The sequence below is a fragment of the Flavisolibacter ginsenosidimutans genome, assembly GCF_007970805.1.
GTDB lineage: Bacteria > Bacteroidota > Bacteroidia > Chitinophagales > Chitinophagaceae > Flavisolibacter > Flavisolibacter ginsenosidimutans.
Genome location: NZ_CP042433.1, coordinates 2,059,139 through 2,084,485, shown reverse-complemented (window position 1 = coordinate 2,084,485; position 25,347 = coordinate 2,059,139). Strand labels below are relative to the sequence as shown.

The 25,347-nt window shown below is 47.3% G+C and carries 18 protein-coding genes; 12 read left to right on the top strand and 6 right to left on the bottom strand.

The features are described 5' to 3' along the window. Window positions 1-207 precede the first annotated feature (207 nt). Both treZ and glgX read right to left on the bottom strand, forming a co-directional pair. On the bottom strand, window positions 208-2,043 hold the full coding sequence (gene treZ, locus FSB75_RS08505; protein ID WP_146785604.1) for a malto-oligosyltrehalose trehalohydrolase: 1,836 nt from the start codon (window positions 2,041-2,043) through the stop codon (window positions 208-210). Between the two features lie 98 nt (window positions 2,044-2,141). Further along, window positions 2,142-4,265, bottom strand: coding sequence for a glycogen debranching protein GlgX (gene glgX / locus FSB75_RS08500; RefSeq protein WP_146785600.1), 2,124 nt, complete (start codon window positions 4,263-4,265; stop codon window positions 2,142-2,144). On the opposite strand from glgX, the gene FSB75_RS22455 reads away from it, so the two are divergent. From FSB75_RS22455 to FSB75_RS08470, 6 genes are all read left to right on the top strand, one after another. After that, window positions 4,229-4,570: a hypothetical protein gene (locus FSB75_RS22455; protein WP_172623097.1), complete on the top strand. Its 342-nt coding sequence runs from the start codon at window positions 4,229-4,231 to the stop codon at window positions 4,568-4,570. The genes glgX and FSB75_RS22455 overlap by 37 nt on opposite strands. A gap of 298 nt (window positions 4,571-4,868) precedes the next feature. Further along, window positions 4,869-5,858, top strand: a complete 990-nt coding sequence (locus FSB75_RS08490) for an FHA domain-containing protein (RefSeq protein WP_146785595.1) — start codon at window positions 4,869-4,871, stop codon at window positions 5,856-5,858. A 93-nt stretch (window positions 5,859-5,951) separates the two neighbouring features. Beyond that, entirely contained in the window at window positions 5,952-7,376 is a 1,425-nt protein-coding gene (locus FSB75_RS08485) for a PP2C family protein-serine/threonine phosphatase (protein ID WP_146785593.1), read from the top strand. Window positions 7,377-7,382: 6 nt separating this feature from the next. After that, entirely contained in the window at window positions 7,383-11,450 is a 4,068-nt protein-coding gene (locus tag FSB75_RS08480; protein WP_146785590.1) for an FtsW/RodA/SpoVE family cell cycle protein, read from the top strand. An 81-nt stretch (window positions 11,451-11,531) separates the two neighbouring features. After that, the gene (locus tag FSB75_RS08475; protein ID WP_146785587.1) at window positions 11,532-12,314 is read left to right on the top strand and encodes an FHA domain-containing protein; all 783 of its coding nucleotides are present in this window, start codon (window positions 11,532-11,534) and stop codon (window positions 12,312-12,314) included. A 140-nt stretch (window positions 12,315-12,454) separates the two neighbouring features. Continuing rightward, window positions 12,455-13,987 (top strand): serine/threonine protein kinase, encoded by a 1,533-nt coding sequence (locus FSB75_RS08470; protein WP_146785584.1) that lies wholly within the window; start codon window positions 12,455-12,457, stop codon window positions 13,985-13,987. Between the two features lie 248 nt (window positions 13,988-14,235). On the opposite strand, the gene FSB75_RS08465 is transcribed toward FSB75_RS08470, so the two are convergent. Then, window positions 14,236-14,889, bottom strand: a complete 654-nt coding sequence (locus FSB75_RS08465) for a hypothetical protein (RefSeq protein ID WP_146785581.1) — start codon at window positions 14,887-14,889, stop codon at window positions 14,236-14,238. Window positions 14,890-15,049: 160 nt separating this feature from the next. Here FSB75_RS08465 and FSB75_RS08460 point away from each other — a divergent pair, with 160 nt between their 5' ends. Together FSB75_RS08460 and FSB75_RS08455 are read left to right on the top strand one after the other, a co-directional pair. Beyond that, window positions 15,050-17,044 (top strand): protein kinase domain-containing protein, encoded by a 1,995-nt coding sequence (locus FSB75_RS08460; protein WP_227990853.1) that lies wholly within the window; start codon window positions 15,050-15,052, stop codon window positions 17,042-17,044. A gap of 31 nt (window positions 17,045-17,075) precedes the next feature. Then, window positions 17,076-17,555 (top strand): hypothetical protein, encoded by a 480-nt coding sequence (locus tag FSB75_RS08455; protein WP_146785577.1) that lies wholly within the window; start codon window positions 17,076-17,078, stop codon window positions 17,553-17,555. A 13-nt stretch (window positions 17,556-17,568) separates the two neighbouring features. On the opposite strand, the gene FSB75_RS08450 is transcribed toward FSB75_RS08455, so the two are convergent. The 3 genes from FSB75_RS08450 to FSB75_RS08440 form a co-directional block, all read right to left on the bottom strand. Continuing rightward, window positions 17,569-18,633, bottom strand: coding sequence for an NADH:flavin oxidoreductase/NADH oxidase (locus FSB75_RS08450; protein ID WP_146785574.1), 1,065 nt, complete (start codon window positions 18,631-18,633; stop codon window positions 17,569-17,571). A 30-nt stretch (window positions 18,634-18,663) separates the two neighbouring features. Then, window positions 18,664-19,137, bottom strand: a complete 474-nt coding sequence (locus FSB75_RS08445) for a nucleoside deaminase (RefSeq protein WP_146785571.1) — start codon at window positions 19,135-19,137, stop codon at window positions 18,664-18,666. 85 nt (window positions 19,138-19,222) lie between these two features. After that, window positions 19,223-20,782, bottom strand: coding sequence for a hypothetical protein (locus tag FSB75_RS08440; protein WP_146785568.1), 1,560 nt, complete (start codon window positions 20,780-20,782; stop codon window positions 19,223-19,225). Window positions 20,783-20,943: 161 nt separating this feature from the next. Here FSB75_RS08440 and FSB75_RS08435 point away from each other — a divergent pair, with 161 nt between their 5' ends. The 4 genes from FSB75_RS08435 to leuB all read left to right on the top strand — a co-directional run bounded on the left by FSB75_RS08435 (window position 20,944) and on the right by leuB (window position 25,314). After that, window positions 20,944-22,113: a 2-isopropylmalate synthase gene (locus FSB75_RS08435; RefSeq protein ID WP_146785565.1), complete on the top strand. Its 1,170-nt coding sequence runs from the start codon at window positions 20,944-20,946 to the stop codon at window positions 22,111-22,113. Next, window positions 22,113-23,522: a 3-isopropylmalate dehydratase large subunit gene (leuC, locus tag FSB75_RS08430; RefSeq protein ID WP_146785562.1), complete on the top strand. Its 1,410-nt coding sequence runs from the start codon at window positions 22,113-22,115 to the stop codon at window positions 23,520-23,522. Before FSB75_RS08435 ends, leuC begins: the two co-directional genes overlap by 1 nt. A 70-nt stretch (window positions 23,523-23,592) precedes the next feature. After that, on the top strand, window positions 23,593-24,180 hold the full coding sequence (gene leuD / locus FSB75_RS08425; protein WP_146785559.1) for a 3-isopropylmalate dehydratase small subunit: 588 nt from the start codon (window positions 23,593-23,595) through the stop codon (window positions 24,178-24,180). 12 nt (window positions 24,181-24,192) lie between these two features. Further along, window positions 24,193-25,314, top strand: a complete 1,122-nt coding sequence (gene leuB / locus FSB75_RS08420; RefSeq protein ID WP_146785556.1) for a 3-isopropylmalate dehydrogenase — start codon at window positions 24,193-24,195, stop codon at window positions 25,312-25,314. The last annotated feature ends 33 nt before the right edge of the window (window positions 25,315-25,347 follow it).

Below are 25,347 nucleotides of genomic sequence, written 5' to 3'. Positions count from 1 at the left end.
ATCAGTAATTGGTTTCGTTGCGTAACGAGAATTGCGACCCTTCGGGCTGGAGAAAAGCTTCTTGTAATCGTGCTGTAAAACCGGCAATCCTTCGGGCCGGAGCATCATTCACCAAGCCGGTATTGTCCGGGAGCAAAGGTTTTTGCTTTGTTGCGGGGCGACTTGCGTGGCTATCAAACGATCGGATCATCTTTTCGTTGCTTCGAATTATTTGTTGGTTAGAATCAAGGTGGACTCGGGCCGAAGAACAACACTGTTTTCTTCAATCGTTGATTCGCCGCTGCCGCCCCATTGACGCGACGCAGAATCCAACGCAATGTTCCATTCCGAAGCCTTCATCAATTTGATTTGCCTTTCTTCATTTGAGAAATTCATCAAGCATAAAACATAATGGCTTTCTTGCCAGCGCAGCAAGATTAGAGCGTTGCTTTCAACAAGAGGGTTAACGGATAAATTTTTTCGGTTAAGATTTTTGAGCACCGGATGGCTTTTGCGTAGTGACAAAAGCATTTTGTAATACGACAGCATTTGCTTGTGTTTGTCTTCTTCAATTAAATGCCATTGCAACTTTGAGTTGTCGAAAGTTTCTACTGCAACCGGATCGGGTGCTTCGCCTTCAAGATGAAAAGCGGCAAATTCTTCTTTGCGTCCTTTCCGCACCGCTGCACAAAGCGCCTCATCGGTGTGTGAAATAAAGTATTGAAAAGGGTGTGGTTCGCGCCATTCTTCGCCCATGAACAACAGTGGTATGTAAGGGCTAAGAACAACCGCTGCCGCCATTGCTTTTTGCATCTCAAAACTTACGAGTTCACTCGTGCGTTCGCCCAACATGCGGTTGCCAACCTGGTCGTGGTTTTGCGAAAAAACAATGAACTGTTTGCCTTCGGCCTCGTCTGCTTTTACACCAAAAAATTTGTGGCGGTGCGGCGACCATTGCCCGTCGTAAACGTAAGCGTCTTTATAAGCTTTGGCCAAATGTTCAATTCCACTGAAGTCGGAGTAGTAACCGGTTTTTTCGTTGCCGGTTGTTACCCGCAAGGCGTGGTGAAATTCATCAATCCATTGCGCATTCATGCCGTAACCGCATTGGTTGACTGGCTGAATGAATTTTGTGTCGTTCAGGTCCAATTCTACGATCAGGTAATGTTTGCGTGCGGTGACACGCATCAGTTCATCCACGTGCAATTTTATTTCTTTCAGAATGTGAACGGGACTGAAATCTTTGATGGCATGAACGGCGTCGAGCCGCAATGCATCAATGCGGAAATCACGCAGCCACATCAAAGCATTTTCTATGAAATAATGGCGCACGCCATCGCACCAGGCGTCGTCAAAGTTTACCGCGTTGCCCCAGGGCGTGTTGTATTTGCTGGTGAAATAAGAACCAAATTCTCCCAGATAATTTCCCTCGGGTCCAAGGTGATTATAAACGACGTCGAGAACTACGGCGAGACCTTTTTGATGACATGCGTCCACCAAACGTTGCAAATCTTTTGCGCCGCCGTAACTGTTTTGTACGGCAAAGGGAAACACGCCGTCGTAGCCCCAGTTCCTGTTGCCGGGAAATTGTGCCACGGGCATGAGTTCAACGGCGGTGATGCCGAGTTCTTTTAAATAATCGAGTCTGTTTTCAATTGCCGCAAACGTTCCTTCAGGGGTGAACGTTCCGGTGTGCAATTCATAAATGATGTAGTCTTCCAGTGGAATGTTATTCCACGCGGTTTCGCGCCATTGAAACGCAGCCAGGTTAATTGCTTCCGAATCACCGTGTACGCCGTTGGGTTGCGAAAGCGAAGCCGGATCGGGGAAAGATTGCTTATCGTCTATTTTAATTTTATAACGGCTGCCGTTTGTTATTTTATTGCTTGTTGCCGACCAATAACCGTAACGCTCTTTTGTTAACGATATCGTCTCGACTTGATCTTTAACCTTAACTTCTAGCTGTACTGTTTCTGCCTGCGGCGACCAAACCTTTACTGTCACCGTGCCTTCTTCCGAAAAATTTACACCAATCGTCCGCTTCAAAACATCTATCGGTTGCATAATCTGATTGTTCACTTGTTTACTTGTTCACCCGTTCATGTGTTTATGCTCTATTTCTCCGCTTGTTGCTGATTGACTATTGCTCATTGTTTATTGGCTCAATGCGTTGGCTGTTTCAGCAGCACCACAGAACGTCCATCAACGTTTATGCTTTGCGCGGCTTTGAAATTCTCGCCGCTTTCTTCTAAATAATTCAATGCCGTGTCCAATACTTTTACCCACTTGCGGCCAAACTTCTGCGGCGGTAATTTAAACGGCAAGGCTTCGTGGTAAGCGTTGAAGATGACGTAAAAATTATCGTCCACGATGACTTCGCCTTTTGAGCCCATTGAATGAATGCCTTTGCCGTTTAAAAACACGCCGAGCGACTTTGCAAAATCCTGGTTCCAGTTTTCTTCCGTCATTTCCGTGCCGTCGGGTTTAAACCAGGCAATGTCTTCAAGCCCGATTCCTTTCACCGGCTGGCCTTTAAACCATCGCCGGCGATTAAACACAGGGTGCCGCTTGCAGAAGTGAATGAGCTTTTTGGTGAATGTGAGCAATTCCGTATCGGCCTCTTCCCAATTGATCCAGGAGATTTCATTGTCCTGGCAATAAGCATTGTTGTTGCCGTCTTGCGTTCGTCCCAATTCGTCGCCGGCCACCAGCATGGGCACACCTTGCGAAAAAAACAAAGTGGTTAAAAAATTTCGTGTTTGTTTTTTTCGCAAGGCAATGATTTCTGCGTCGTCCGTTTCGCCTTCGGCGCCGCAGTTCCAACTGCGGTTGTGGTTCTCGCCGTCGTTGTTGTTCTCGCCGTTTGCTTCGTTGTGTTTTTCGTTGTACGAAACCAGGTCGTGCAACGTAAATCCATCGTGAGCGGTAATGAAATTCACACTGGCTGTTGGGCTGCGGTAATCTTCTTCGTACAAATCGGGGCTGCCGGTAAAGCGAAGTGCAAACTCGCCCAACATGCTGTCCGCGCCCCGCCAGTAATCTCTCATGCAGTCGCGGTATTTGCCGTTCCACTCGGCCCAACCCGGCGGGAAGTTGCCCACCTGATAACCGCCTTCGCCAACGTCCCAAGGTTCCGCAATCAGTTTTACTTGCGAGATGATGGGGTCTTGATGAATGATTTGAAAGAAGGAGCCGAGGCGGTCCACGGCGTGCAGTTCTCTTGCCAGCGAAGCCGCTAAATCAAAACGAAAACCATCAATGTGCATTTCTAAAATCCAGTACCGCAAACTGTCCATGATCATGCGCATGGTGTTGGGCATTTTTGCGTTCAGCGTATTGCCCGTACCGGTATAATCCATATAATAGCGCTTGTCTTCGGTAAGACGGTAATTGCTCACGTTGTCAATGCCGCGAAAGGAAAGCGTGGGGCCAAGCTGGTTGCCTTCGGCTGTGTGATTGTACACCACGTCCAGAATTACTTCAATGCCGGCTTTGTGCAGTTCTTTTACCATCTTCTTGAATTCCGTTACCTGCGCACCGTGATCGGTTGAACTTGCGTAACGAATGTCCGGCGCAAAAAAACCAATGGTATTATAGCCCCAGTAATTGGCCAGATCTTTATCGGCTAAAAATTTATCGTGCACAAAATGATGCACGGGCATGAGTTCAAGCGCCGTAATGCCGAGTTCTTTTAGATATTGAAGCGTAGCCGGATGACCGATGGCGGCGTAGGTGCCGCGCAATTCTTCCGGTATGGCCGGAAGCAATTTTGTCAGGCCTTTTACATGCGCTTCGTAAATGATGGTGCGGTGATAAGGAATGCGCGGCAGTTTGTCGCCTTCCCAATCAAATCGCGAATCAATCACCACCGATTTGGGCATGAAAGGCGCACTGTCGCGGTCATCAAAGCTGAGGTCTTCGTCGGGGTGTCCAACTTCGTACCCAAAAAGCGCATCGTTCCAGTTGATGGTACCCGAGATGGCTTTTGCGTAGGGATCAATCAATAATTTGTTGGGATTAAAGCGATGGCCGTTCTGCGGCTCGTAGGGGCCGTAAACGCGGTAGCCGTACAATTGGCCGGGAGCGATTTCCGGCAGGTAAACGTGCCAAATGGAATTGTCTCTTTCTTTTATGCGAATGCGGACTTCTACGCTTGGATCGCCGGCCGAAAAAAGGCAAAGCTCGATGGCCGTTGCGTTCTCGCTGTATAGCGCGAAGTTTACGCCGTAGCCGTCCCAATATGCACCCAGTGGAAAAGGCGAACCCGGGAATTGCGTCATCTTCATGTAGCTCGTTCGGTTTTGTGGTTGTGGTCAAGGGTTTCAATTTTTACGCCACGGGAGCGGGGCGGTCTGCATTAAACTTGCAAGCGATTGTTTTTTTACAGAAAGCGGCAATTATGGAAAAACTGACGAAAGAAACAGAAATTATCCAATACATGAGTAAAATGAACGATGAACAAAAAGAATGGCAGTTGGGACGAAGTCAAAGCCGAAATTTTGAGCAAACGCAAGAAGCACGTATCAGATTGATTTCAGGCAGACGGCCAAAGATGATGCTGATGCTGCTTACGAGTATGATGAAGAAATAATGTTTGGGTTAGGTGACAGCTTTTTGCAAGAATTGGAAACCCTAATCTCCGGTTTGAAAATTAATCCTGAAGCATACGCTTACCTTAATAAACCCTTGCGACAAGGTGCAATAAACGGTTCCCCTTTGTTATCGTATTTGAAGTACAGCAAAACACCATTGTAATTTTCCGCATCTTCAATACGCACCAGGACCCTTCCAAAAAAACTCCGGCATAAAATTTTAAGAAACTCTCACACAATTTTCGCTATCGAAATTGCATTTAGGGAAGCCTTACTTTTATGCCACTAACTTACCAAATGAAGTCAAAGCAATCTTTCTGGCAACGCATCGGCCTGCACGATTTTTTTTTGAAAAAAGAAGCCGAGCAAATAGATGCAACGCCGTCCGGGCTTACGCCCAATGATGTTTATCGCTACATCATTGAAAAATTTAAAACCTCCATCAGCGAGTTGTCTTTTGCCGACCGCATTGTTTTTTACCACGAGTACATCATTTGCCTGAATCCTGAAGACTACAAGCTCTTTATGGAAAACAAGAAGGGCATCTTCGGCATCATCGTGCACGAATCGCTGAAACAGATGTACAATTTGTTGAAAGAATACCGCGGCCTCGGCAAAACCGTAGAACCGTCCGCAAGCCGTTGGATTTTTCGCTTTGTTTCCGCACCGGAATATTCCCGCGGCGACATCAGTTTTATCGGCAAGCTTTTGCCTGACAGCGCACCGTCGGCACAAACAGCGGAAAATCTTCGCGTCACCTTTATTCCGCGGCAAACAGGCATTGCGCAAACCTTCGACATCAATCCCGACATCTTAAAAGATTTTCATTTTTACAGCGACGGTTATTATGAAGTGCCTTACCGCGAAGACCTGGTTTTTGACGAACGCCAGATTAAAACAACGCCAGGTGCGGCTGCGCCAACGCAAACACCAGTGCGCAATGCACTTGCCCGTTTTGAAACCATTGTGCCCGACAAAGAATTTGCCGGCAAAAAGATTGAATACTTCATGCAGGCCGATGAAATTGTGGTGTCGGGAAAAGAAGAGACAAACGACCTCGCCAATTTTTTTCGCATTCCTTCCGATTGGGTGAACACACCGCACTTGCGCATTCGTTTCAACCGCGATGAAAATAAATTTTACCTCGCATCGTTTGGAGAGAAAACGGTGTTGAACGAAAAAGAAGTGTCGCGCAGCGATGAAGCAAATCCGCAATGGACCGAGTTGCCCTTTAACTCACGCATCTTATTAAACGGGATCGTAGGCGTTAACATTTTTAAACCTTAACCATGAGCGCAGTTATTTCGTTGGTTCTTCTCGGCATTTGTGTTTTCCTTCTCGTTACGCATTTTGCAGAAATCAAAAACACCCACCGCAAGAATGGCTGAAAATTATTTTGGGCTTAGCGACGTGGGCAAGCTCCGCGACAACAACGAAGATGCTTTCATCGCCGAAAAATTGCCAACCGGTTGGATACTGGCTTGCGTAATTGACGGTGTGGGCGGTTATGACGGCGGCGAAGTGGCGGCGGCCATTGCCAGAGACACGCTTCTGCAAAAGATGCAGGCGGCCAACGGCGACGTGCTGCAAATTCTTCGCGAGGCTTTGCTTCAGGCCAACCAAAACATCTACCGAGAAAAACAAGAGGGTAAGGGCAACAGCCAGATGGCTTGCGTGTTGACGGTAGTGCTGGCTGACGTGGAAAGCAACCAATTTTTTTACGCACACGTTGGCGATACGCGGCTCTATCTTTTGCGCGACCACTCGTTGGTGAAGGTCACAAAAGATCAATCTTTCGTAGGCTTTTTGGAAGACAGCGGACGGCTTTCGGAAGAAGAAGCAATGACGCATCCAAAACGCAACGAAATAAACAAAGCGCTTGGCTTTGATGCGCAAATGGATTTGAAAGACGATTACATTGAAACGGGGCAATCGCCGTTTTTGCCCGGCGATCTGCTGCTGCTTTGCAGCGACGGCTTAACCGATTTGGTGAACAACAAAGCAATGTCGGATGTTCTTCTTTCATCAGCAACGCTTGCACAAAAAGGCAAGGCTTTAATTGATGCGGCCAACGGCGCGGGAGGGAAAGACAACATTACGGTGGTGCTGGTGAAGAACGATAAAAAGCCTCAGAAGCAAAAAGCAACAAAGCCTGTACTCGTAAAAAAAAACGCCGCCGTCAAGGATGAAAAGCCAACAACAATTCTTGCGGAAACAAGAGAAGAGGCAAAGCCGGTAACAAAAGCCAAAAAAAATAATCTTCCGCTTTGGCTGTTTGGCCTTCTGTTGTTGCTTCTTGCGCTTGCCTGTTTCTGGTTCTGGACAAAGAACAAAGACTTGCAGGCTTCGCTACCTAAACCTGTTTTGCAACCCGTTCGCAACGCGGAAGAAAAACGTTTTGGCGATAGCCTGGGCCTTGCATCGCAAACCTTTGTTTATGCTGACTCGCTGCACAAGAACATCATCGTTAGCGACACGGTCTTCGCTCGGCAGGATTCACTGCACATCAACGGCAACGGTTTGGTTTTGCAAAGTGACTCTGCTTATCGCGGACCAGCCTTTGTTGTTTCATCCAACAACAAATACTTGTTGCTGGAGAACATAACCTTTAAAGGTTTTCATACGGCCATTGTTGCAAAAGGCAAGGGCGTGCAATTGAAAAACGTTCGCTTTGAGAATTGTGACGCAACCATCAATCGCCAGTTTCAATTGCCGTTAAGCCAACCGTTAACCGGCATTCTTCGCGATACGGTCATTCTTAAAAAAGATACCGCTGCATTCAAAAAAGATTCGTTACCCAAATAATCCTCCATGTCGTTTATCCGAAGCAGAAACATTGAACGGGTTTTTCTTTTTGCCATCGGCGCGGTGATGCTATTTCTTTTTGCGCACTTGTTCGACATGCTCAAAAAAAAGTATTTCGATGAAGTGCCCAAGCGTCTTGCTGAAGGTTCGATGATAAACCTCAACGCACCGAAGCCCGCCGAAAATCTTGCGGCGCTGTTGCAGCGCGGTTTTTATTTTGAAGACCCCCGCGATATTGAGCTCATTCGTGCCGTTGCGTCGCAAGGTTTTAGCGGAACGCAGGAGATGGACAACATCGGTGAACTAAACAAACGTGCCTTTGAAATTTCCACCGACGATGCTTATTTAAAAGGCGGCGAATCCTTTCGCCGGAGAGCAAAACTCTCGCGAACGCTGATTGGTTTTACCGGCAACGATTCGCTGCGCTTTGAAAGAGAAAGAACGGCGCCGCCAAAACTTCCGTCATCGGTAAACATTGGTTTGGGTAATTACAACATCAGCGGCAAAATAAAGGAAGGTGAAAATTTTAGTGCCGGCGTCTTGGTGCGGCTGCAAATGATTTTACCGCAGGACAGTTTGTACAGTGAAGATGTGGATGACGAAGGAAGAACCGTTGTGGATTCATCGGCAACGCTGGTAAAAACGTTCCGTGTTGATTCGAACAATCATCGCCAGCTTGTTTCCTTGCAAGCTTATGCACGAACCGAGAACAACGGCAGCTTCTTGTTTAACGGCTTGTCGTCAAACAAAGCCTATGAACTTATTCCGTTAAAACCCGGTTACCAGTTTGGTTCTTCCAAAGGCGTACAGGATTTAAGCGAGAACGTTGCGTTCACTTTTACGCAAGTGCCGCACAAGATGAAGGCCTTTTCTACCCGCGACTTTAACAACCTGCGCCGCGAAAAAGCCCTTATCGTTCGCATGCCGGAAGAAGTAACGAAGTGGTATTGGACCATTGCGGTTGTTTTCTTCGCTGGCTTTTTTTTGTTGCATCTTTTTTTGTCCTTTCGCTTTCCGCAGGCCGACCAACTGCTTCTTCCGCTGCTCATGTTGCTCACCGGCATTTCTTTTCTTACGTTGCTTTCGCTGCAAGACCCTTTGCGTGACCGCTTCTTTGGCCGCAGTACGTTGTTTTATTTTGCTGGTGGCTTGCTCGGCATTTTTGTTTTGCTTTTTTTCAATTTAAAAAAGTTTACCACCGATTCGGGTTTGTACCGCTTGTTCGTTTTTAAAAAGGCCAGCAAAGCCGCCAACGGCTGGCCCTGGGCAATTGCGGCAATGGGTTTGTTGATGCTCACGATTTTGTTGGGCACAGGTCCCGAAGGCAGCGGCGTAAAAGTGAATCTTTTCGGTTTTCAGCCCAGCGAGATTGTAAAGTTTTTGATCGTTGTTTTTCTTGCGGGTTTCTTTGCCACGAACGAAAAATTTATTTCCGAGTACGGCCGCTGGCAGAAGCGCTGGCGATTTTTTGGTTTCGCGTTGATTGCCATTCTCGGTGTGTTGGGTTTGTTTTTGTGGTTGGGCGATTTGGGTCCCGCGATGGTGGCTTGTTTCACCTTCATCATTTTGTTTTCTTTTTCACGGGGCGATTTTGCCTACGCCGTTGGAACGGCCGCTGTGTACGTTCTTTCCATCTGGCTTACGCACAACAATATTTTACTGGCAACGACCATTACCGTTGGCTTGTTGCTGCTGGCCATTTTCTTTGTCAAAAAGCAACTGACTGAATCCGCCATCATGTTGCTGGTAGTGATGGCGAGTTTTCTTTTGCTTGACCAAGTGCCTTACATCGGTAAAATATTTCCGGGACCTGTGCAACGTTTGGTGGACAGAAAAGCCATCTGGCAAGACCCCTGGAACAACGAAGTTTTTGGCGGCGACCAGATAGCCAACGGCCTTTGGGCCATGAGCAGCGGTGGCGTGCAGGGACAAGGCATTGGCGAGGGCTTTGCCAAAACAATTCCCGAAGCGCATACCGACATGATTCTTCCCTCAATGGGCGAGGAGTTTGGTTGGGCGGGCATCATCTGCGTGTTCATTGCTTTCGTTTTGTACTTGCATCGTGCTGTATTAATTGGGCGGCAGACCGGAACACCTTTTCTTTTTTATCTCTGTTCGGGCATCGGCATTGCTACGTTTGTGCAATTTCTTTTGATTGCGGGTGGCTCTGTTGGTGCCTTGCCGCTGTCGGGTGTTTCATTGCCGTTTATGAGTTACGGCGGCTCGTCGTTAATTGCGAATATGCTGGCCGCCGGATTCTTGTTATCGGCTTCGGTTGTGCAAGGTTCTGCCGTGCAGATGAAATACATTTCGCGGCAGCAAGACCGCAACATCATGCCCGCGTTGATTGCTGCATTTGTCGGTGTGATCTTGCTCGGCGTGAACGTGGGCCAATATCTTTTCAACAACAAAAAATGGGTAGTGCAACCGGCGCTGGTTGCGGACAGAAGCGGGGCACGCATGTTCAGTTACAACCCGCGCATTGCCATTTTGATGAACCGCATCGGTGCGGGAAATTTATTGGACAGAAAGGGAAGAGTGTTGGCAACGGGCAATCCTGATGCTTTTCTTCACCAACAGGATTCGCTCATTGCCGCAGGATTAAATCCAACGGCATTGCAAGCCCTTTCGCACAAGCGTCTTGACCGTTATTATCCCTTTTACGAGAGCATGTTTTTTTGGGTTGGGGACATGAACACCGGTGCGTTTATGGGAAGCACCAACGGTTATTACGCCGAGTACGAACACATGGCCGAACTGCGCGGTTTTCCCGCACCCGAAACAAAATTTGTAGTGACGGCATCGCGTTTTCGCGAAAACCGTTTTCTTCCGCAAACGGCTGTTGAAATGACCGTGGCAAAACGCGACTTTAGTGCACTTGCACCATTGCTTTTGGCCGGCATTAACAGCACCGAAGTAGAAAAGTTCAAGCAGCGCAACCGCGACGTGCAGATGACGGTGGATGCGGCTTTGCAAACGCAGTTGCAAGCATCGCTGCAAAGCCTTGATACTTTGAAGAACAGCCGTATTTCTGTTGTGGTGATGGAAGACAATACCGGTGATGTGCTGGCCTCGGCCATGTATCCCGCAGCACCGGTGAACGAACCGGAACGAATGAGTTTGTCCAACGCAGAACTGGCTCGCTTGCCTTATTTTCTCACCACAAGAGACCTTGGCTTTACCTACGCTACACAACCGGGTTCAACGGCCAAATTAATTACGGCATCGGCAGCTTTTAATAAACTTGGAACCGCAGCAGCGGAAAAGAAAACCATACAAGTCCGTTCCGGTGATTTGATTCGTGTGAAGAGCGAAGAGCCCGATGAAGTTGGCACCATCACCATCGAACGCGGCATCGTTAAATCAAACAACCCATTCTTTATTCGCCTGGCAAACGAGTTGCGGTTAGAGGAAGACATGGGCGATATTTATTTGAAAGCGGGGTTGTTTTTGCGCGGCGTGGGCGGCTATTTTTACGACGGTGATTTGACGGATAATTCGCAGTGGGAAAAATGGAAGGCCATCTGGCGCAAAACGGAATTCAACAGCGTTCGCTCTTACAATCCAAACGACATCAGAAGAACGAGAGGCCGCGGCGTTTCGGGCATGGCCTGGGGACAGGGCGAGTTGATTGCTACGCCGGCTTCCATTGCACGGGTGGCATCGGCTATTGGCAACAACGGCACACTCATGCACAGCCGTTATGTAACGAAAATTAGCGACTCGACGCTGCCGCTTGAACAAGGCATTCCGTTGTTAAAAGACCCGGCGGCCGCGGCTTTGATGACCAAATACATGCGTGAACAAAGCGCCAGCAAAAAAGATAAACTTGGCTTAGTGGCCGCAGGCAAAACCGGTACGCCGGAACGCATCTTAAAAGGCGAACGCATCAACGACGGCTGGTACGTGTTTTTTGCGCCAAAGCAGGCCGGCGAAGGACACATTGTAACCTGTGTACGCATTGAAAAAACAAAAGGTTCAAGCGTAGCGGTAAAACTTGCCGGAACGAACGTTGTGCCGGTGTTGAAAAAGTTTGGGTACATAAAAAGTTTTGACGAAAAAATAAATCCCTAATCCGTTGTCAGTTGAACGTTGGACGTTGATCGTTTTGTTCTTCGGCCAACAACCAACGACCAACGAACAACTTTAATAGACATGTTTGATTTTTTTAAAAAAGAAGAATCATCACCCGACGTAAAAGCGCTGCGGCAGAATCTTCTCCTGTTCATTAAAGACCAATTGAAAAGATGGGAAGGTGGCGAAGGCGCGAACCTTAAAGGCTTGCAACTTTTTCTTTCGCCTTCGGCAGAGGAAAGGCACGTGTACGAAGCGGCGCTTTTTGTGGACGATCCGGACAAGTTTAAAAAGGAAGAAGTGCAGCGCATTGCCGACGATTACGCCATTGATCTTCCTGCCGATTGGACTTTGGAATTTTTGTTTGTAGAAGCCCTGCCAGCCGAAGCCGTAAAGGCAATAGACTTGCCCGTGGCTTTGCACGTTTCTACCAAAAAGCAACCAATGCTAACGGCGTTGACGACGGCTTATTTGCGGGTGATGACGGGTGAAGCGGAAAAGGAAATTTATGTGCTGTCGGACAAAGGCGGTAAGGTTTGCATCGGTCGTGAAAGGCGTGTGCAAACTCCCGAAGGTTTCATGCGCGAAAACAACATAGCTTTTCCGTCGGAGAGCAACAACAAAAGCAACAAGTTCATCAGCCGCCAGCACGCACACATTGCATGGAACCGCGATGCCGGCGGGTTTTTTCTTTACGCGGATGAAGGCGGCATTCCCCCGCGCAACAAAATAAAAGTGCAAACAACTAACGGCGACATTATTCGTTTGCAAAGCATTCGCGTGGGTCATCATTTGCAGGAAGGCGACCAGATTGTACTGGGTGAATCGGCCCTGCTTCAATTCAGCTACAAAGACCACGGATGACAGGGATTTAAAAAGATGAGCACGGATTTTTGCGTGTAGCAAAGCGAATAGAAAAGAGGACTGCTGTAAATCCAGACAATCCCTTTAAATCCGCGCCATCCGCGGTCAAAACTTGGCAGTAAATTGGCTATGTTTCTTGCATGTCGAAAGTGTTCACGATTACCGAGGGGCTGGAGAACATGGGCGCCGTTAAAACCGGGGGACAAGGCTCGGTTTACAAAGGAAAACGTACCGGTGAAATCATTACAGCCGTAAAACTGTTACCTACACCCATCGTCTCGCAAAGCGAAGACGATCCGCATTACCGCGACTTCGCCAACGAAGTAAAAAAGTTGCAACGCGTAAACGAGGAACCCAATCCACACGTAGTGAAAATTTTGAGCTACGGCGTGAGCGAAACGGGTTGCTTTCCGTTTATAGAAATGGAGTTCGTTGACGGCCCTGATCTCTGTGATTTGCTGAAAGAATCTTCCGTTTTTTCCGTCAAACAAACCATCCAGGTTGCCGAGCAACTGGCCTATGCGCTGGCGCATTGCCACAAGCAAGGGGTGAAGCACGGCGACGTAAAAACAAACAACGTCAAGTTCAATCAATACACCGGTAATTATGTGCTGATTGATTTTGGTTTGGCCATACTTTCCGATGAAGAAAGACGAACGAGTTTGCGTTATGCCGGCGCCATCGAGTTTATGGCCCCGGAGCAAAACGAAGGGCATTTGTATTTTGAAACGGATGTATACAGTTACGGCATCGTATTGTACGAATTACTGGCCGGCCGCGTGCCTTTCCCGTTAAACGGCAACAGCGAAACGGCCCGCAACAAAGTGATGGTGGCGCACATGGAAGCACCACCGCCGGAATTACTTTCGCTCCGCCACGACAATCTTCCGCAGGATTGGGACGAAGAAAAGCGAGCCGCTGAAATGAACGTTCCGGCCTGGCTTCTTTCCATCGTTGACAAGTGCCTGCAAAAAAATCCGGAAGACCGTTTTAAAAACGGCGAAGAATTGTACGAAGCCATTGTGCAGCACAGCACACAATTTGGAACAAACGAAGGCAGTAGCCTTGCGGCACTGGCTTATCTGGACGAATTAAAAACATTGCAAAAACAGCTAAAGCAAAAAGAGGAAACTATCGAAGCACTGGAAGCGAACCTTTACAAACAAACACAGGAACTGGACGTTTTGCGCAGCAACGGCCGCGAAACGTTTCCGTTAAAGCCGGCAAAGCGGGGCGTTTCAAAAGGCGCTTTCGTTAGCCTGATGGTGGCCACAACAATTCTTACGCTGCTAACAATTTATTCCTTGTTTTTTCAGCACCGCACCGCTGCCGCCGTTTCTACAACAGCGGCGGACAGCACTTATGTTGACAGTTCGGTAAACGTGAGTGCCGCAAAGGAAAGCCGGCCGCACCTGCCGAAAGCCAGCGCGGAAAAGCCGGCAAGGAAGGAGATTACGCCGGAGGAGTTGCTTTCAAAAGAAGCGGCAATTGAAAAAGAAAAGCAGAAGGAAAATTCGGTCGTAACTGGCAGCGATAACGCGAATCCGGCTGTTCGAAAAGCTGCCGATACAGTACGGAAAAAGACCCTTCCGGCAGATGAAAAACAAGATGCGCCTGTTGAAAAAAAAGAAGAAGTAAAAAAAGAAAAGGACACAACAGGCAGCGGGAATTAAACAATCTTTGAAGCCGTTTTAGTTGGGAATGCTTAGGGTTTTTGCTAACGAACAGGGCTTTGTGCTGGTGGGAAATTAGCATACCGTCTGCTCGTAACCGCTGCTCAATTTATAAATTAAAGTTCATTGTTTGTTCTGTTGCTGAATGTTGTTCGTCACGTTGAAACTGAAGCTGATGCTTGCACTTAGCTGAAGTAACAACGTCATGCCCCACTTGCACAAAGCCGATGTTGTACGCTGGCTTTCATTTATTTCTGTCGCACCAAATTTTTCAAATTAATGCGCCCACAATTAATTTCTTTCTCGTCAACGAATAGAACCCCTTGTTTGCCGGCGTATCGTGTAACTTTATAAACAAGATTTTGCCCCTTAATACTTAGTCCTGTTCGAAATGGACCAACGACGCCTTCGTCATAGAGAATGGCAACGTAAAAGCCACCTGATTCGTTCGGGTTAATCGTTCTTTTTAAAGAGGACGGCTTATGAATATTATTATCTAAAAAAGACTTTAAATCAATTATACCATAATCTGGCAATGGTTCTTTATCAAGTGTCATTGTATCAGGTGGAAGCAATATTTTAAAGTATTTACCTGGTAAAGACGGAACTTCATATTCTGTAGGAAAGTCTAAATTCAATTCTAATGGATTTTCTGTTTCATTGGTTATTCGAGTCCAGAACAAAACTTTATTTACTTTCTTCCCATTAGGGTCAGTGTATTTTATGCCTCTTGATAAGCTGTTTTGTATGATTAGATGCTTACCTGAAAAATCAACATACTCATATCTCCTTGCCGAATTTATAGTTTCGATATCAATAGTATCTGGTTTTGATTTATTGCCTTGTCCATAGGAAAATAATCCCGTTATCGCCGTAATCAATAATAGTATGCTTGTTTTCATTTTCAAATTTTGACGACTGTGGGTGGTTAGCCTGCTGCCAACACGTGAATTTATGCTATTGTCTGTGCCCTCCAAAAAAGTTCGCTATCTGGAAACCCAATACTTAACGTTATACATTTCGTATTGTCGTTAGGACAATCCACCGCGTTATACATTTTGTATGGTCGCCTGTTTACTCACGTTTTCTTTCCCACAATCCTTTGCGCCTTCTTATTTTTACTTCATGGCAAAAGTGTTTACCATCACGGAAGGGCTTCAGAACATGGGGGCCTTAAAAACCGGCGGGCAAGGCTCGGTGTACAAGGCAAAGCGCATCGGTGAAATCATTACCGCGGTAAAACTTTTGCCCACGCCCATCCACAGCGAAAGCGAGCAGGATAAAAACTTCATTGCCTTTCAAAACGAAGTCAAAAAACTGAAGAAGGTAAACGAAGAACCCAACCCGAACGTGGTAAAAATCTTCAATTACGGCATCACCGATTCGGGTTCCTTTCCCTTCATTGAAATGGAATTTATTGAAGGGCCGGATTTGGAGGAATTGCTGAAACCGCCGCACGATACGGTCTTCACCATTAAAGAAGTCGTCAAACTTGCCGAACAATTGTCAAATGCCCTGGCGCACTGTCACCGCCTTGATGTAAAGCACGGCGACATGAAAAGCAACAACGTCAAGTTTAACAAGCAAACCGGCAATTATATTTTATTGGATTTTGGTCTTGCGGCCATGAGCGACGAACAACGCCGCACGTCCTTGCGTCACGCCGGTGCCATTGAGTTTATGGCACCCGAACAAAGCGCCGGTCAACTCTTTTTTCAAACCGATGTTTACGGCTTCGGCGTTATTCTTTTTGAACTGCTTGCGGGCCGTGTTCCTTTTCCGCTGGCCGACAACAGCGAAACGGCGCGGAACATGGTGATGGTGGCGCACATGGAAACACAGCCGCCCGATTTAAAAGAACTGCGCCGCAGAAACCTTCCCGATAATTGGGATGCGGAAAAGAAACAAAAAGAAATGCAGGTGCCTGAGTGGATGCTGGGCATGATCTATCGCTGCCTTCGCAAAAAACCCGAAGAACGATTTGCGAACGGCACCGAGTTGCACAATTTTATTGTTGCCAACAGCGTGGCCAATTATCGTTCACAATTCGACGGAGGCGAATCGGAAGCATGGCAAGCGCAGGCGGAAAAGCTGTTGAAGGAAAAGCAACAATTGCAACAGCAACTCACAGCAAAGGATGCTGAACTTCAGCGGCTGAAAGCCACTCCCGTTTATGCCGCAGGCGCTGAACGCTATCCCGGGCAAGACGACTACAAAGCACCAAAGAAGAAAAGCACAGCCTGGATTATTGCCTTTGTGCTTACGTTTTTGGTTGCCGGTGGCTTGGCCTATGCGCTGTTTAATTCGGCATCACCAAAAGAAACAGAGATTACAAAAACGGCCAACGATACAGCGCAGCAACAACAGCAGGAAAAGCCCTTGGTTGCAATGGGTGATTACGTGGTGAACGTGTCGGCTTCTTATTTTCACAACGAACCCGACGAAGCCACGCAACGCGGTGCCTGGGTGCAGAAAGGCGACGGGATAACGGCTTACGATGACCGCAACGGTTTTGTGTACACCGAGTTTCACAAGAACGGCAAAACGACGAAAGGCTGGCTGAAGAAAGCGGATTTGGTAACCGCTGCGCAGTGGCAGCAGCAACAAAAAGATTCGGCCAATACACGTCCTTCCGATGCGCAAATCAGAACACAGTTATCGCAGGCCGACCAGTATTTAAGTAATAACCAAACAGCCGAAGCATTGACGATTTACAATTTTCTTCTTCCCTTCAATGTGCCGGAAGCAATGTACGGTGCGGCCAATCTTGCTTTGCAGGGGAAAAATCCGGCGCTGAATTGCGATGATGCCATGAACTTGTTGCGCAAGGCAAGCGATGCGGGCAATCTTACCGCCAAACGAACGCTTGGCTTCTTGTACATGTTTGCAGAAAACCAAGCTGTATTAAGCATTAATGGCTACACAACTTGTACGTTTGATAAAAATTTTTCCAAAGCACGCCTCTTTCTTACACAGGCTGCCAACGGCGGCGATACAACGGCTCGCAAACTCTTGAACGAACTAAACATCAACGACCAGACGAACCAGCCTCAATAAAGGCTGGAACGCTTCTTGAATAGAAAGAAGCATGACGCGGTCGCTTTTTATGATCACATTTGGTCTTGCGCTTTTTGCCTGTAACAACGATAAAACAGAGCGAACCAGCGTTTCCGCACACACGGCTTTGCCGCCGCCGCAATATTATTTTTTCCCGAAGGCAAACGTTTATTTCGACAGCGCCAACAAGGATTATATTTTTCTGGGAAACGACGGAAAGACCTGGATCACGCAAAAGCAAATTCCGGCAGTGGTGCAATCGCTGATGGACAAGAGTGTGTACCTTGATTCGCCTTCGCAACCGGTTTGGAAAGACAACGCCAATCACAAACTCATTTACTCCGCGGCGCTTTACATGTCGCCTAATGATACGGTTGTAAAAAAAGAACCGAAGCCCATTGCAAAACCGGTTGATTCGTCGGCAAAAAAAGAAGAACGCAAAAGCGGCATCCGCCGTTTCTTCGACAAGATTTTTGGAAAGAAGAAAAAGAACAAGGACAAATCAACCTGAATATCTTTCGTACTTAGTTTTTTGCCCGCTGGTACTGTACGGGCCAGGCCGCATCAACACCCAATTCTTTCGCGGCGTGCAAGGGGAAATAGGGATCGCGTAAAAACTGCCGCGCCAGCAATATCAAGTCGGCTTCGTTATTTTGAAGAATATTCTCGGCTTCAGTAGCCGTTGTAATTAATCCGACAGCGCCGGTCATGATGCCGGCTTCTTTTTTTATGCGGGCGGCAAAAGATGTTTGGTACATCGGGCCGAGCGGAATTCGTGCACCCAATGCGTTGCCGCCGCTTGAACAATCCACCAAATGCACACCGGCCTTTTTTAATTCTTTGCAGAGTTCAACTGAATCCTCAACCGTCCAACCGGTATCAATCCAGTCGGTTGCGGAGATGCGCACAAGCAAGGGAAAATTTTGCGGGAGAAGATTTTTTACGGCGTTAACAATCTCCAACGTTAAGCGAATGCGGTTTGCAAAACTTCCGCCATATTCGTCGCTGCGCAGATTACTCAATGGCGAATAAAACTGGTGCAATAAATAACCGTGCGCCGCGTGAATTTCGATCACTTCAAACCCCGCTTTCAACGCCCTTGTTGTTGCCGCTTTAAAATCATCAATCACTTTCCGGATGCCTTCTTTGCTTAACGCTTCCGGCGCAGGTGTTCCTTCTTTGAAAGGGCTCGCACTTGGGCCAACCGTTTGCCACGCGCCTTCTTCTTTTGTTAGCGGTTGCCCGCCTTTCCACGGCGATTGATGGCTGGCTTTTCGTCCCGCATGTGCGAGTTGAATGCCCGGCACCGAACCTTGTTCTTTAATAAACGCTGTGATGCGTTGCAGAAAAGAAATGTGTTCGTCTTTCCAGATACCCAAGTCATCCGGCGTGATTCGGCCTTCCGGAGAAACAGCCGTTGCTTCGGCGATGATTAGTCCAGCGCCACCCACGGCGCGGCTTCCCAAGTGTACTAAATGCCAGTCGGCTGCAAAGCCGTCAACGCTGCTGTATTCGCACGTAGGCGAAACGGCGATGCGGTTCTTTAATTCTATATTGCCAAGCTGCAGGGGTTCAAATAATTTTGCCATAGCCTCTTTCTTTGCAAATGCCGCACCGGTTTAATAAAGCGTCTTGTCGCCCTTTATTTTCCATTCTTCAAAAACCTTGATGGCTTCTTCGCGGGCGATGGATGTAATCGGGATTTTTCTTTCGTTCAGAGGCTTGTTCATTTCTTCATATATCATCGTGTCGTCAAAGCCGATGGCGGCTGCGTCCTGGCGGTTGTTGGCGAAGTAAATTTTTTTTGCTCTTGCCCAGTAAATGGCGCCGAGGCACATGGGGCAAGGTTCGCAACTTGTGTACACTTCGCAATCCTCGAGTTGAAAAGCGTTCAGGCTTTTGCAGGCGTCGCGAATGGCAACGACTTCGGCATGAGCGGTGGGGTCGTTCAACGATGTAACCTTGTTGTTTCCGCGGCCAATGATTTCATCGTCTTTTACGATAACGCAGCCAAAGGGCCCGCCTTCGCCGGCTTCCATTCCTTTTTTTGAAAGCGCAATCGCTTCCTGCATAAATTTTTCTTCGCGTGTCATGCGGCAAAGATGCGGAAAGAAGTACGGAAATGCTGTGTAGAACAAGAGGATGATGAACCTCCGACTCTTTGTTTTTGCGACACACTCAAACGGACAATGATTTTTGCTTTTTCCTTTCCAAAAACTTCGAGCGGATAACGTCTTGCACGTTCAGGTTGTAAATCTTGCTTTCAAGCCAGGAGATGATATCAAGATAAGCAAAGGCTCGGCTGGCAAATTTATCTTTCTCAATCTCCTTCAGTTCAGCCAGCAGCTTTTCAAACTCCGGTTTCAGTTCTTTTGGTTTTAAATGGAAGGACTGTTGCAAAAAGTGAAAAATCTTTTCTTCAACAATGCTTAAGTTTTCCATCTTGGCCATAAAGCGGTAAACGGATTTAATCAGGTATTCAAGCAAATTATAATTGCCCAATTCATAATGCGCAATCAGGTGCAATAATCTTGCATAGCATTGCAGGTCGTTACGCAGATTTACTTTCCAATTAATGATTTTCGAAAGGTAGATGATGGTGTTGTCGTAATCGCCGCTGCCGAAGTAAAGCGAAGCGATCTTGTAATAAAAAACCAACACGCGGTGCGCATCCATGTACAAGGCATATTCCTTCAGCTTTTGCATGATCTCGGGCACCAGCTTCAAGCCTTCGTCAAAAGTACCTTCCATGAAGTGCTTGTTGATTTTGGACGTGTACAAATACACAAAGGTTTGAATGGCGTTATTCTCGTTGTTGCGTACAAAATCGGTTTGGCTGAATTCTTCGAAGGTTTTTAAATCGGCATCAAATTTTTCGTAATTGCTTAAATCAAAATGCGCACTGATCAGGTTGTGCATCCCCTTGATGTAATGCGCCGTTTCAATCTCGATCATCTGCGGTTCGGTGTGAAAAAGATCAACCCATTTTTGGGTGTAACGGTAATACATCAAATAATCCAAACGGATAAAGGCATACCAGCAAAAGCTTTGGTAGTAGTAAAGCCTTTGGTAAAAATCTTTTATCTCTTCAATGCCGGCAATGTTCTGGTGAAAGAAATTATAAACGCTTCGTTCGTCTTCTTCGTTGCGTGCATGGCCGTAGTTGATGTACCAGCCGTATAATTCAAGCGCAAGGTTAGAAAGGTGCGAGGTGAGCGAAAGGCCTTTTATCAATTCGTTGGATTCAACGGCTATTTGCTGCGCCCTGTCTTTTAAGCTGCGGGTGATGTGCAGGGCTTCAATCTTCTTCTCTAAAAACAACGCCTGCAAAAGCGAGCTGTCCTGGTGCGTGGCTTTTGCCGCTTCTTTTGTTCGTTCCAAAATCTTCAGGCTTTGCAGGTACAAACCTTTGTTGTAAAGAATGCGGGCATAGTCCAGTTGCTCGTGCAGTTGAATGTCAATGTGCTCGTTGCTTTCAAGTAAGCGAAGGCTGGCGAGAATTTGTTTGTACAAGTGCACCTTTCGGTTGGCGAGTTGTTCCTTCTTGGTGAATTCAAGTTTCTTTAACAAAACCGTGTCGTCGTACTCCGGCATTTTGTCAATCACGTCAAACATCTGGATCATCTTCAGGTCTTCGTTGGCACTGTGACGCTTGGCATAAAGCTTAAAAGCCCTTTTTTCTGCTTTCTGGAGGGAGTGAATGAGTTGAAATAAAGTGTCGGCCGACCGGCTGGGCATGATATAATGTTTTAGCGGGAAACCACGTCCGGCAAGGGTTTCAGAGGCCTTGCCGGATTTTCATGGGTGCAAAATACCGCATATTTTGTTTTTCCCGCCGAATGCAGGCAGTCTAATTTTAAGATGGATAGGCACAAAGAATCTTCACAATCACACACATCATGGCCGAAAACAAAGTCTTCATTTTTGATACAACGCTGCGGGACGGTGAGCAAGTCCCCGGTTGTAAATTAAACACACCGGAAAAAATTGCGCTTGCGTTGGAACTCGAAAGCCTGGGCGTTGACATCATCGAAGCGGGCTTTCCCATTTCAAGTCCCGGCGATTTTGAGTCGGTAGAACAGATTTCAAAAGTTATAACCGAAGCCACGGTTTGTGCGTTGAGCCGTGCGGTTAAAAAAGACATCGAAACGGCCGCACATGCGTTGAAGTACGCCAAGCGTCCGCGCATCCACACCGGTATCGGCACATCGGATTACCACATAAAAAGCAAGTTCAACGCTACCCGCGAAGAGATCATTGAAAGAGCGATACAAGCCGTGACCTGGGCACGCAACTTCACCGACGACGTGGAGTTTTACGCCGAAGACGCGGGCCGTGCTGAAAACGCTTACCTGGCAAAAGTCATTGAGGCCGTCATCAAAGCCGGTGCAACCACGGTAAACATTCCCGACACAACGGGTTATTGCCTTCCGCATCAATACGGTGAAAAGATTGCGTATTTGATAAATAACGTTTCCAACATTGACAAGGCTGTTATCTCTTGCCATTGCCACAACGATTTGGGTTTGGCAACGGCCAATTCCATTGCCGGTGTTATGAACGGTGCACGCCAAATTGAATGCACCATCAACGGCCTGGGCGAAAGAGCCGGCAACACATCGCTGGAAGAAGTGGTGATGATTTTAAAGCAACACAAACACCTGGGTCTTTATACAGACGTTAATTCAAAGGGCCTAAACCCATTGAGCCGCCTGGTTTCAGATACCATGCGCATGCCGGTTCAACCAAATAAAGCTATTGTTGGAGCCAATGCTTTCTCGCATTCATCCGGAATACATCAAGACGGCTTTTTGAAAGACGCACTGACTTACGAGATCATTGATCCCGAAGAAGTAGGAGCGGAGCAAAGCAAGATTGTGCTTACCGCAAGAAGCGGCAGAAGCGCTTTGGCGCACCGCTTTCAGAAACTCGGCTTCCAGTTTAACCGCAACGACATTGATGTTTTGTACGAGTCGTTCTTAAAAGTTGCGGACTCAAAGAAAGAAGTAAAAGACGAAGACCTGCAAGTGTTAGCCAACCATTATCAACCACAACCCCAAGTAGCGTAATGAGCAAGACATTGTTTGAAAAGATTTGGGAGAAGCACGTGGTGAAATCCATTCCTGACGGACCGGACGTGGTGTACATTGACAGGCATTTTATTCACGAAGTCACCTCGCCGCAGGCTTTTGCGGGATTGGAAAAAAGAGGACTGAAAGTGTTTCGGCCGGAGCAAGTAGTGGCAACCGCTGACCACAACGTACCGACTCAAAATCAGCACTTGCCAATCAAAGACCAGTTGTCTCGGATGCAAGTGGAACAACTGATTGAGAACTGTAAAAAGTTTGGGATTGAATTATACGGTTTGGGCCATCCTTACCAGGGAATTGTTCACGTGATTGGACCTGAACTTGGTATTACGCAACCGGGCATGACCATCGTTTGCGGCGACAGCCACACATCTACGCACGGCGCATTTGGTTCCATTGCGTTTGGCATCGGCACCAGTGAAGTGGAAATGGTTTTTGCTTCGCAATGCCTTTTGCAAAGCAAGCCAAAACTCATGCGCATCAACATCGAAGGCGAGTTGAACAAAGGCGTGGTATCGAAAGACATTATTCTTTACATCATTTCAAAAATATCGGCCAGCGGCGCAACGGGTTATTTCGTTGAATACGCCGGTTCTACCATTCGTTCCTTGAGCATGGAAGCCCGCATGACCATCTGCAACATGAGCATTGAGATGGGTGCACGTGGCGGCATGATTGCACCGGACGAAATCACGTTCGATTATATCAAAGGCCGTGAATTTGCACCTAAAGGTTCGGCGTGGGAGGCGAAAGTTTCAGCGTGGAAAGAATTGTACAGCGATGCCGATGCAAAATTTGACACGGAAATAAATATCAATGCCGCCGATATTGAACCAATGATTACATACGGTACGAATCCTGGTCTTGGTATTGCCATCAACGGATTGGTTCCTTCACCCGAAAGCATTCCTGATGAATCGGAACGCAAGAACATTGCAAAGGCGTTGAACTACATGGGTCTTGAAGGCGGCAAGAAACTGAAAGGTATGCCCGTGCAAAATGTTTTCATCGGCAGTTGCACCAACAGCCGCATTGAAGACCTGCGCATGGTGGCATCGCTGGTGAAAGGCCGCAAGAAGAACGAGCACGTGAAAGTGATGATCGTTCCGGGTTCGCAGCAAGTGGCCAAACAAGCAAAAGCGGAAGGCCTTGATAAAATTTTTGAAGAAGCCGGTTTTGAAATGCGCCAGGCCGGGTGCAGTGCTTGTCTCGGCATGAACGAAGACAAAATTCCTGCAGGTGAATATTGCATCTCAACGAGCAATCGCAATTTCGAAGGAAGACAAGGCGTTGGTGCAAGAACATTGTTGGCAAGTCCGTTAACAGCGGCAGCGGCAGCGCTTACCGGCGTCGTTACCGACGTAAGAGAGTTGGATTTTGTTCAATAGAAATAAGAACGCACAAGAGTGCGACGCAACAAAAGTTTAATAGTAGCAATACAGCTAAGTACAAAAAGAAATGAGCGAACCGATTAACATAGTCAAAAGCACGTTTGTTCCGGTAAAGATTGAAAACATTGACACCGACCAGATCATACCGGCTCGTTTTTTAAAAGCCACAACCAAAGTTGGCTTTGGCAAAAACCTGTTTCGTGACTGGCGCTACGAGAACGACGATGAAACGGCCCCGAAGAAAGATTTCATCTTGAACAACCCGGAATACAAGGGTGAAATTTTGGTTGCGGGAAAAAATTTCGGTTGCGGTTCATCCCGTGAACACGCTGCGTGGTCAATTGCGGATTACGGTTTTAAAGTTGTCGTGTCAAGCTTCTTTGCCGACATTTTTAAAAACAATGCGCTCAACAACGGTTTGTTGCCGGTGCAAGTAAGCGATGCCTTTCTGCAGAAAATATTTGCGCAGCCAAATGGCACTACGCTGACGGTGAACCTGGAAGCGCAAACCATCACGATAGATGCAACCGGCGAAAGCGAAAGCTTTGCCATCAACAACTATAAAAAAACATGTTTGCTCAACGGCTATGATGACATTGATTTTTTGTTGAGCATTAAAAGCGACATCGAAAAATTCGAGGAAGCACAAGCCTAAACAATCGGTCAAATGCAGAAACACATTGCAGTCATATTGGGAGATGGAATCGGTCCGGAGGTTACGCAACAATCACTGAAAGTGTTGGATGCAGTGGCGGAAAAATTTGGTCACGAGTTTAGCTACGAATACGGTTTGATGGGCGCCGATGCGATTGACAAAACCGGCAACCCATTGCCTGATGAAACGCTGGAAATTTGCCGCCGCAGCGATGCGATTTTGTTTGGCGCTATCGGTCACCCGAAATATGACAACGACCCAACGGCGAAGGTTCGTCCCGAGCAAGGTTTGCTACGCATTCGCAAAGAGTTGCAGTTGTATGCAAATATTCGCCCAATTAATACGTATGCTTCGCTTCATCACCTTTGCCCGCTGAAGCCGCAGAATCTTGAAGGCGTTGACTTCATCATCTTTCGTGAATTAACCGGCGGCATTTATTTCGGCAACAAACAAAAAGCTGAAGACGGAAGTTCAGCAAGCGATAGCTGCACTTACACAAGAGAAGAAATCGAACGCATTGCGCATCTTGCTTTTCACTTTGCACAAAAGCCGGAGCGCAGAAAAAAATTAACGCTGGTTGATAAAGCAAACGTGTTGGAAACATCTCGTCTCTGGCGCAAAGTGGTGCAGGACATTGCGCCGCAATATCCTGACGTCACCGTTGACTACATGTTTGTGGACAACGCTGCGATGCAAATCATTCTCAACCCGAAACAGTTTGACGTTGTGCTTACTGAGAACATGTTTGGCGACATCATCAGCGACGAAGCTTCGGTGTTGAGCGGCTCGCTCGGCTTGCTGCCCTCAGCTTCTGTTGGAACGGGAACGGTTTTGTTTGAACCCATTCACGGTTCTTATCCGCAAGCGGCGGGTAAAGACATTGCCAACCCAATTGGCTCTATTCTTTCTACTGCCCTGATGCTTGAATACCTCGGCATGAACGAAGAAGCGAAGCTTGTGCGGAAAGCTGTTGAATGGACGCTTTCGTCAAAGTTTGTGACGAAAGACATCGACCCTTTGAATTACTACTTCACATCAACGATTGGGGATTTGATCAGCGACTTTGTGGCTGACCGCATCCCGACCGATATCAATCAACTGAACATCGAGCTACGCAAATCCACGCTGATTTAAGAAGCGCTACAACGGTTGAATAACGATTGCCTG

What these genes read in the sequence shown, in the direction of transcription:
- FSB75_RS08435 (WP_146785565.1), top strand. Translation starts at nt 20,944, where the DNA reads ATGGCCGAAAACAAAGTCTTCATTTTTGATACAACGCTGCGGGACGGT.
- FSB75_RS08470 (WP_146785584.1), top strand. Translation starts at nt 12,455, where the DNA reads ATGTCGAAAGTGTTCACGATTACCGAGGGGCTGGAGAACATGGGCGCC.
- leuB (WP_146785556.1), top strand. Translation starts at nt 24,193, where the DNA reads ATGCAGAAACACATTGCAGTCATATTGGGAGATGGAATCGGTCCGGAG.
- FSB75_RS08475 (WP_146785587.1), top strand. Translation starts at nt 11,532, where the DNA reads ATGTTTGATTTTTTTAAAAAAGAAGAATCATCACCCGACGTAAAAGCG.
- FSB75_RS08455 (WP_146785577.1), top strand. Translation starts at nt 17,076, where the DNA reads ATGACGCGGTCGCTTTTTATGATCACATTTGGTCTTGCGCTTTTTGCC.
- leuC (WP_146785562.1), top strand. Translation starts at nt 22,113, where the DNA reads ATGAGCAAGACATTGTTTGAAAAGATTTGGGAGAAGCACGTGGTGAAA.
- FSB75_RS08465 (WP_146785581.1), bottom strand. Translation starts at nt 14,889, where the DNA reads ATGAAAACAAGCATACTATTATTGATTACGGCGATAACGGGATTATTT.
- FSB75_RS08460 (WP_227990853.1), top strand. Translation starts at nt 15,050, where the DNA reads ATGGTCGCCTGTTTACTCACGTTTTCTTTCCCACAATCCTTTGCGCCT.
- glgX (WP_146785600.1), bottom strand. Translation starts at nt 4,265, where the DNA reads ATGAAGATGACGCAATTCCCGGGTTCGCCTTTTCCACTGGGTGCATAT.
- FSB75_RS08485 (WP_146785593.1), top strand. Translation starts at nt 5,952, where the DNA reads ATGGCTGAAAATTATTTTGGGCTTAGCGACGTGGGCAAGCTCCGCGAC.
- FSB75_RS08445 (WP_146785571.1), bottom strand. Translation starts at nt 19,137, where the DNA reads ATGACACGCGAAGAAAAATTTATGCAGGAAGCGATTGCGCTTTCAAAA.
- FSB75_RS08440 (WP_146785568.1), bottom strand. Translation starts at nt 20,782, where the DNA reads ATGCCCAGCCGGTCGGCCGACACTTTATTTCAACTCATTCACTCCCTC.
- treZ (WP_146785604.1), bottom strand. Translation starts at nt 2,043, where the DNA reads ATGCAACCGATAGATGTTTTGAAGCGGACGATTGGTGTAAATTTTTCG.
- FSB75_RS08490 (WP_146785595.1), top strand. Translation starts at nt 4,869, where the DNA reads ATGAAGTCAAAGCAATCTTTCTGGCAACGCATCGGCCTGCACGATTTT.
- leuD (WP_146785559.1), top strand. Translation starts at nt 23,593, where the DNA reads ATGAGCGAACCGATTAACATAGTCAAAAGCACGTTTGTTCCGGTAAAG.
- FSB75_RS08450 (WP_146785574.1), bottom strand. Translation starts at nt 18,633, where the DNA reads ATGGCAAAATTATTTGAACCCCTGCAGCTTGGCAATATAGAATTAAAG.
- FSB75_RS08480 (WP_146785590.1), top strand. Translation starts at nt 7,383, where the DNA reads ATGTCGTTTATCCGAAGCAGAAACATTGAACGGGTTTTTCTTTTTGCC.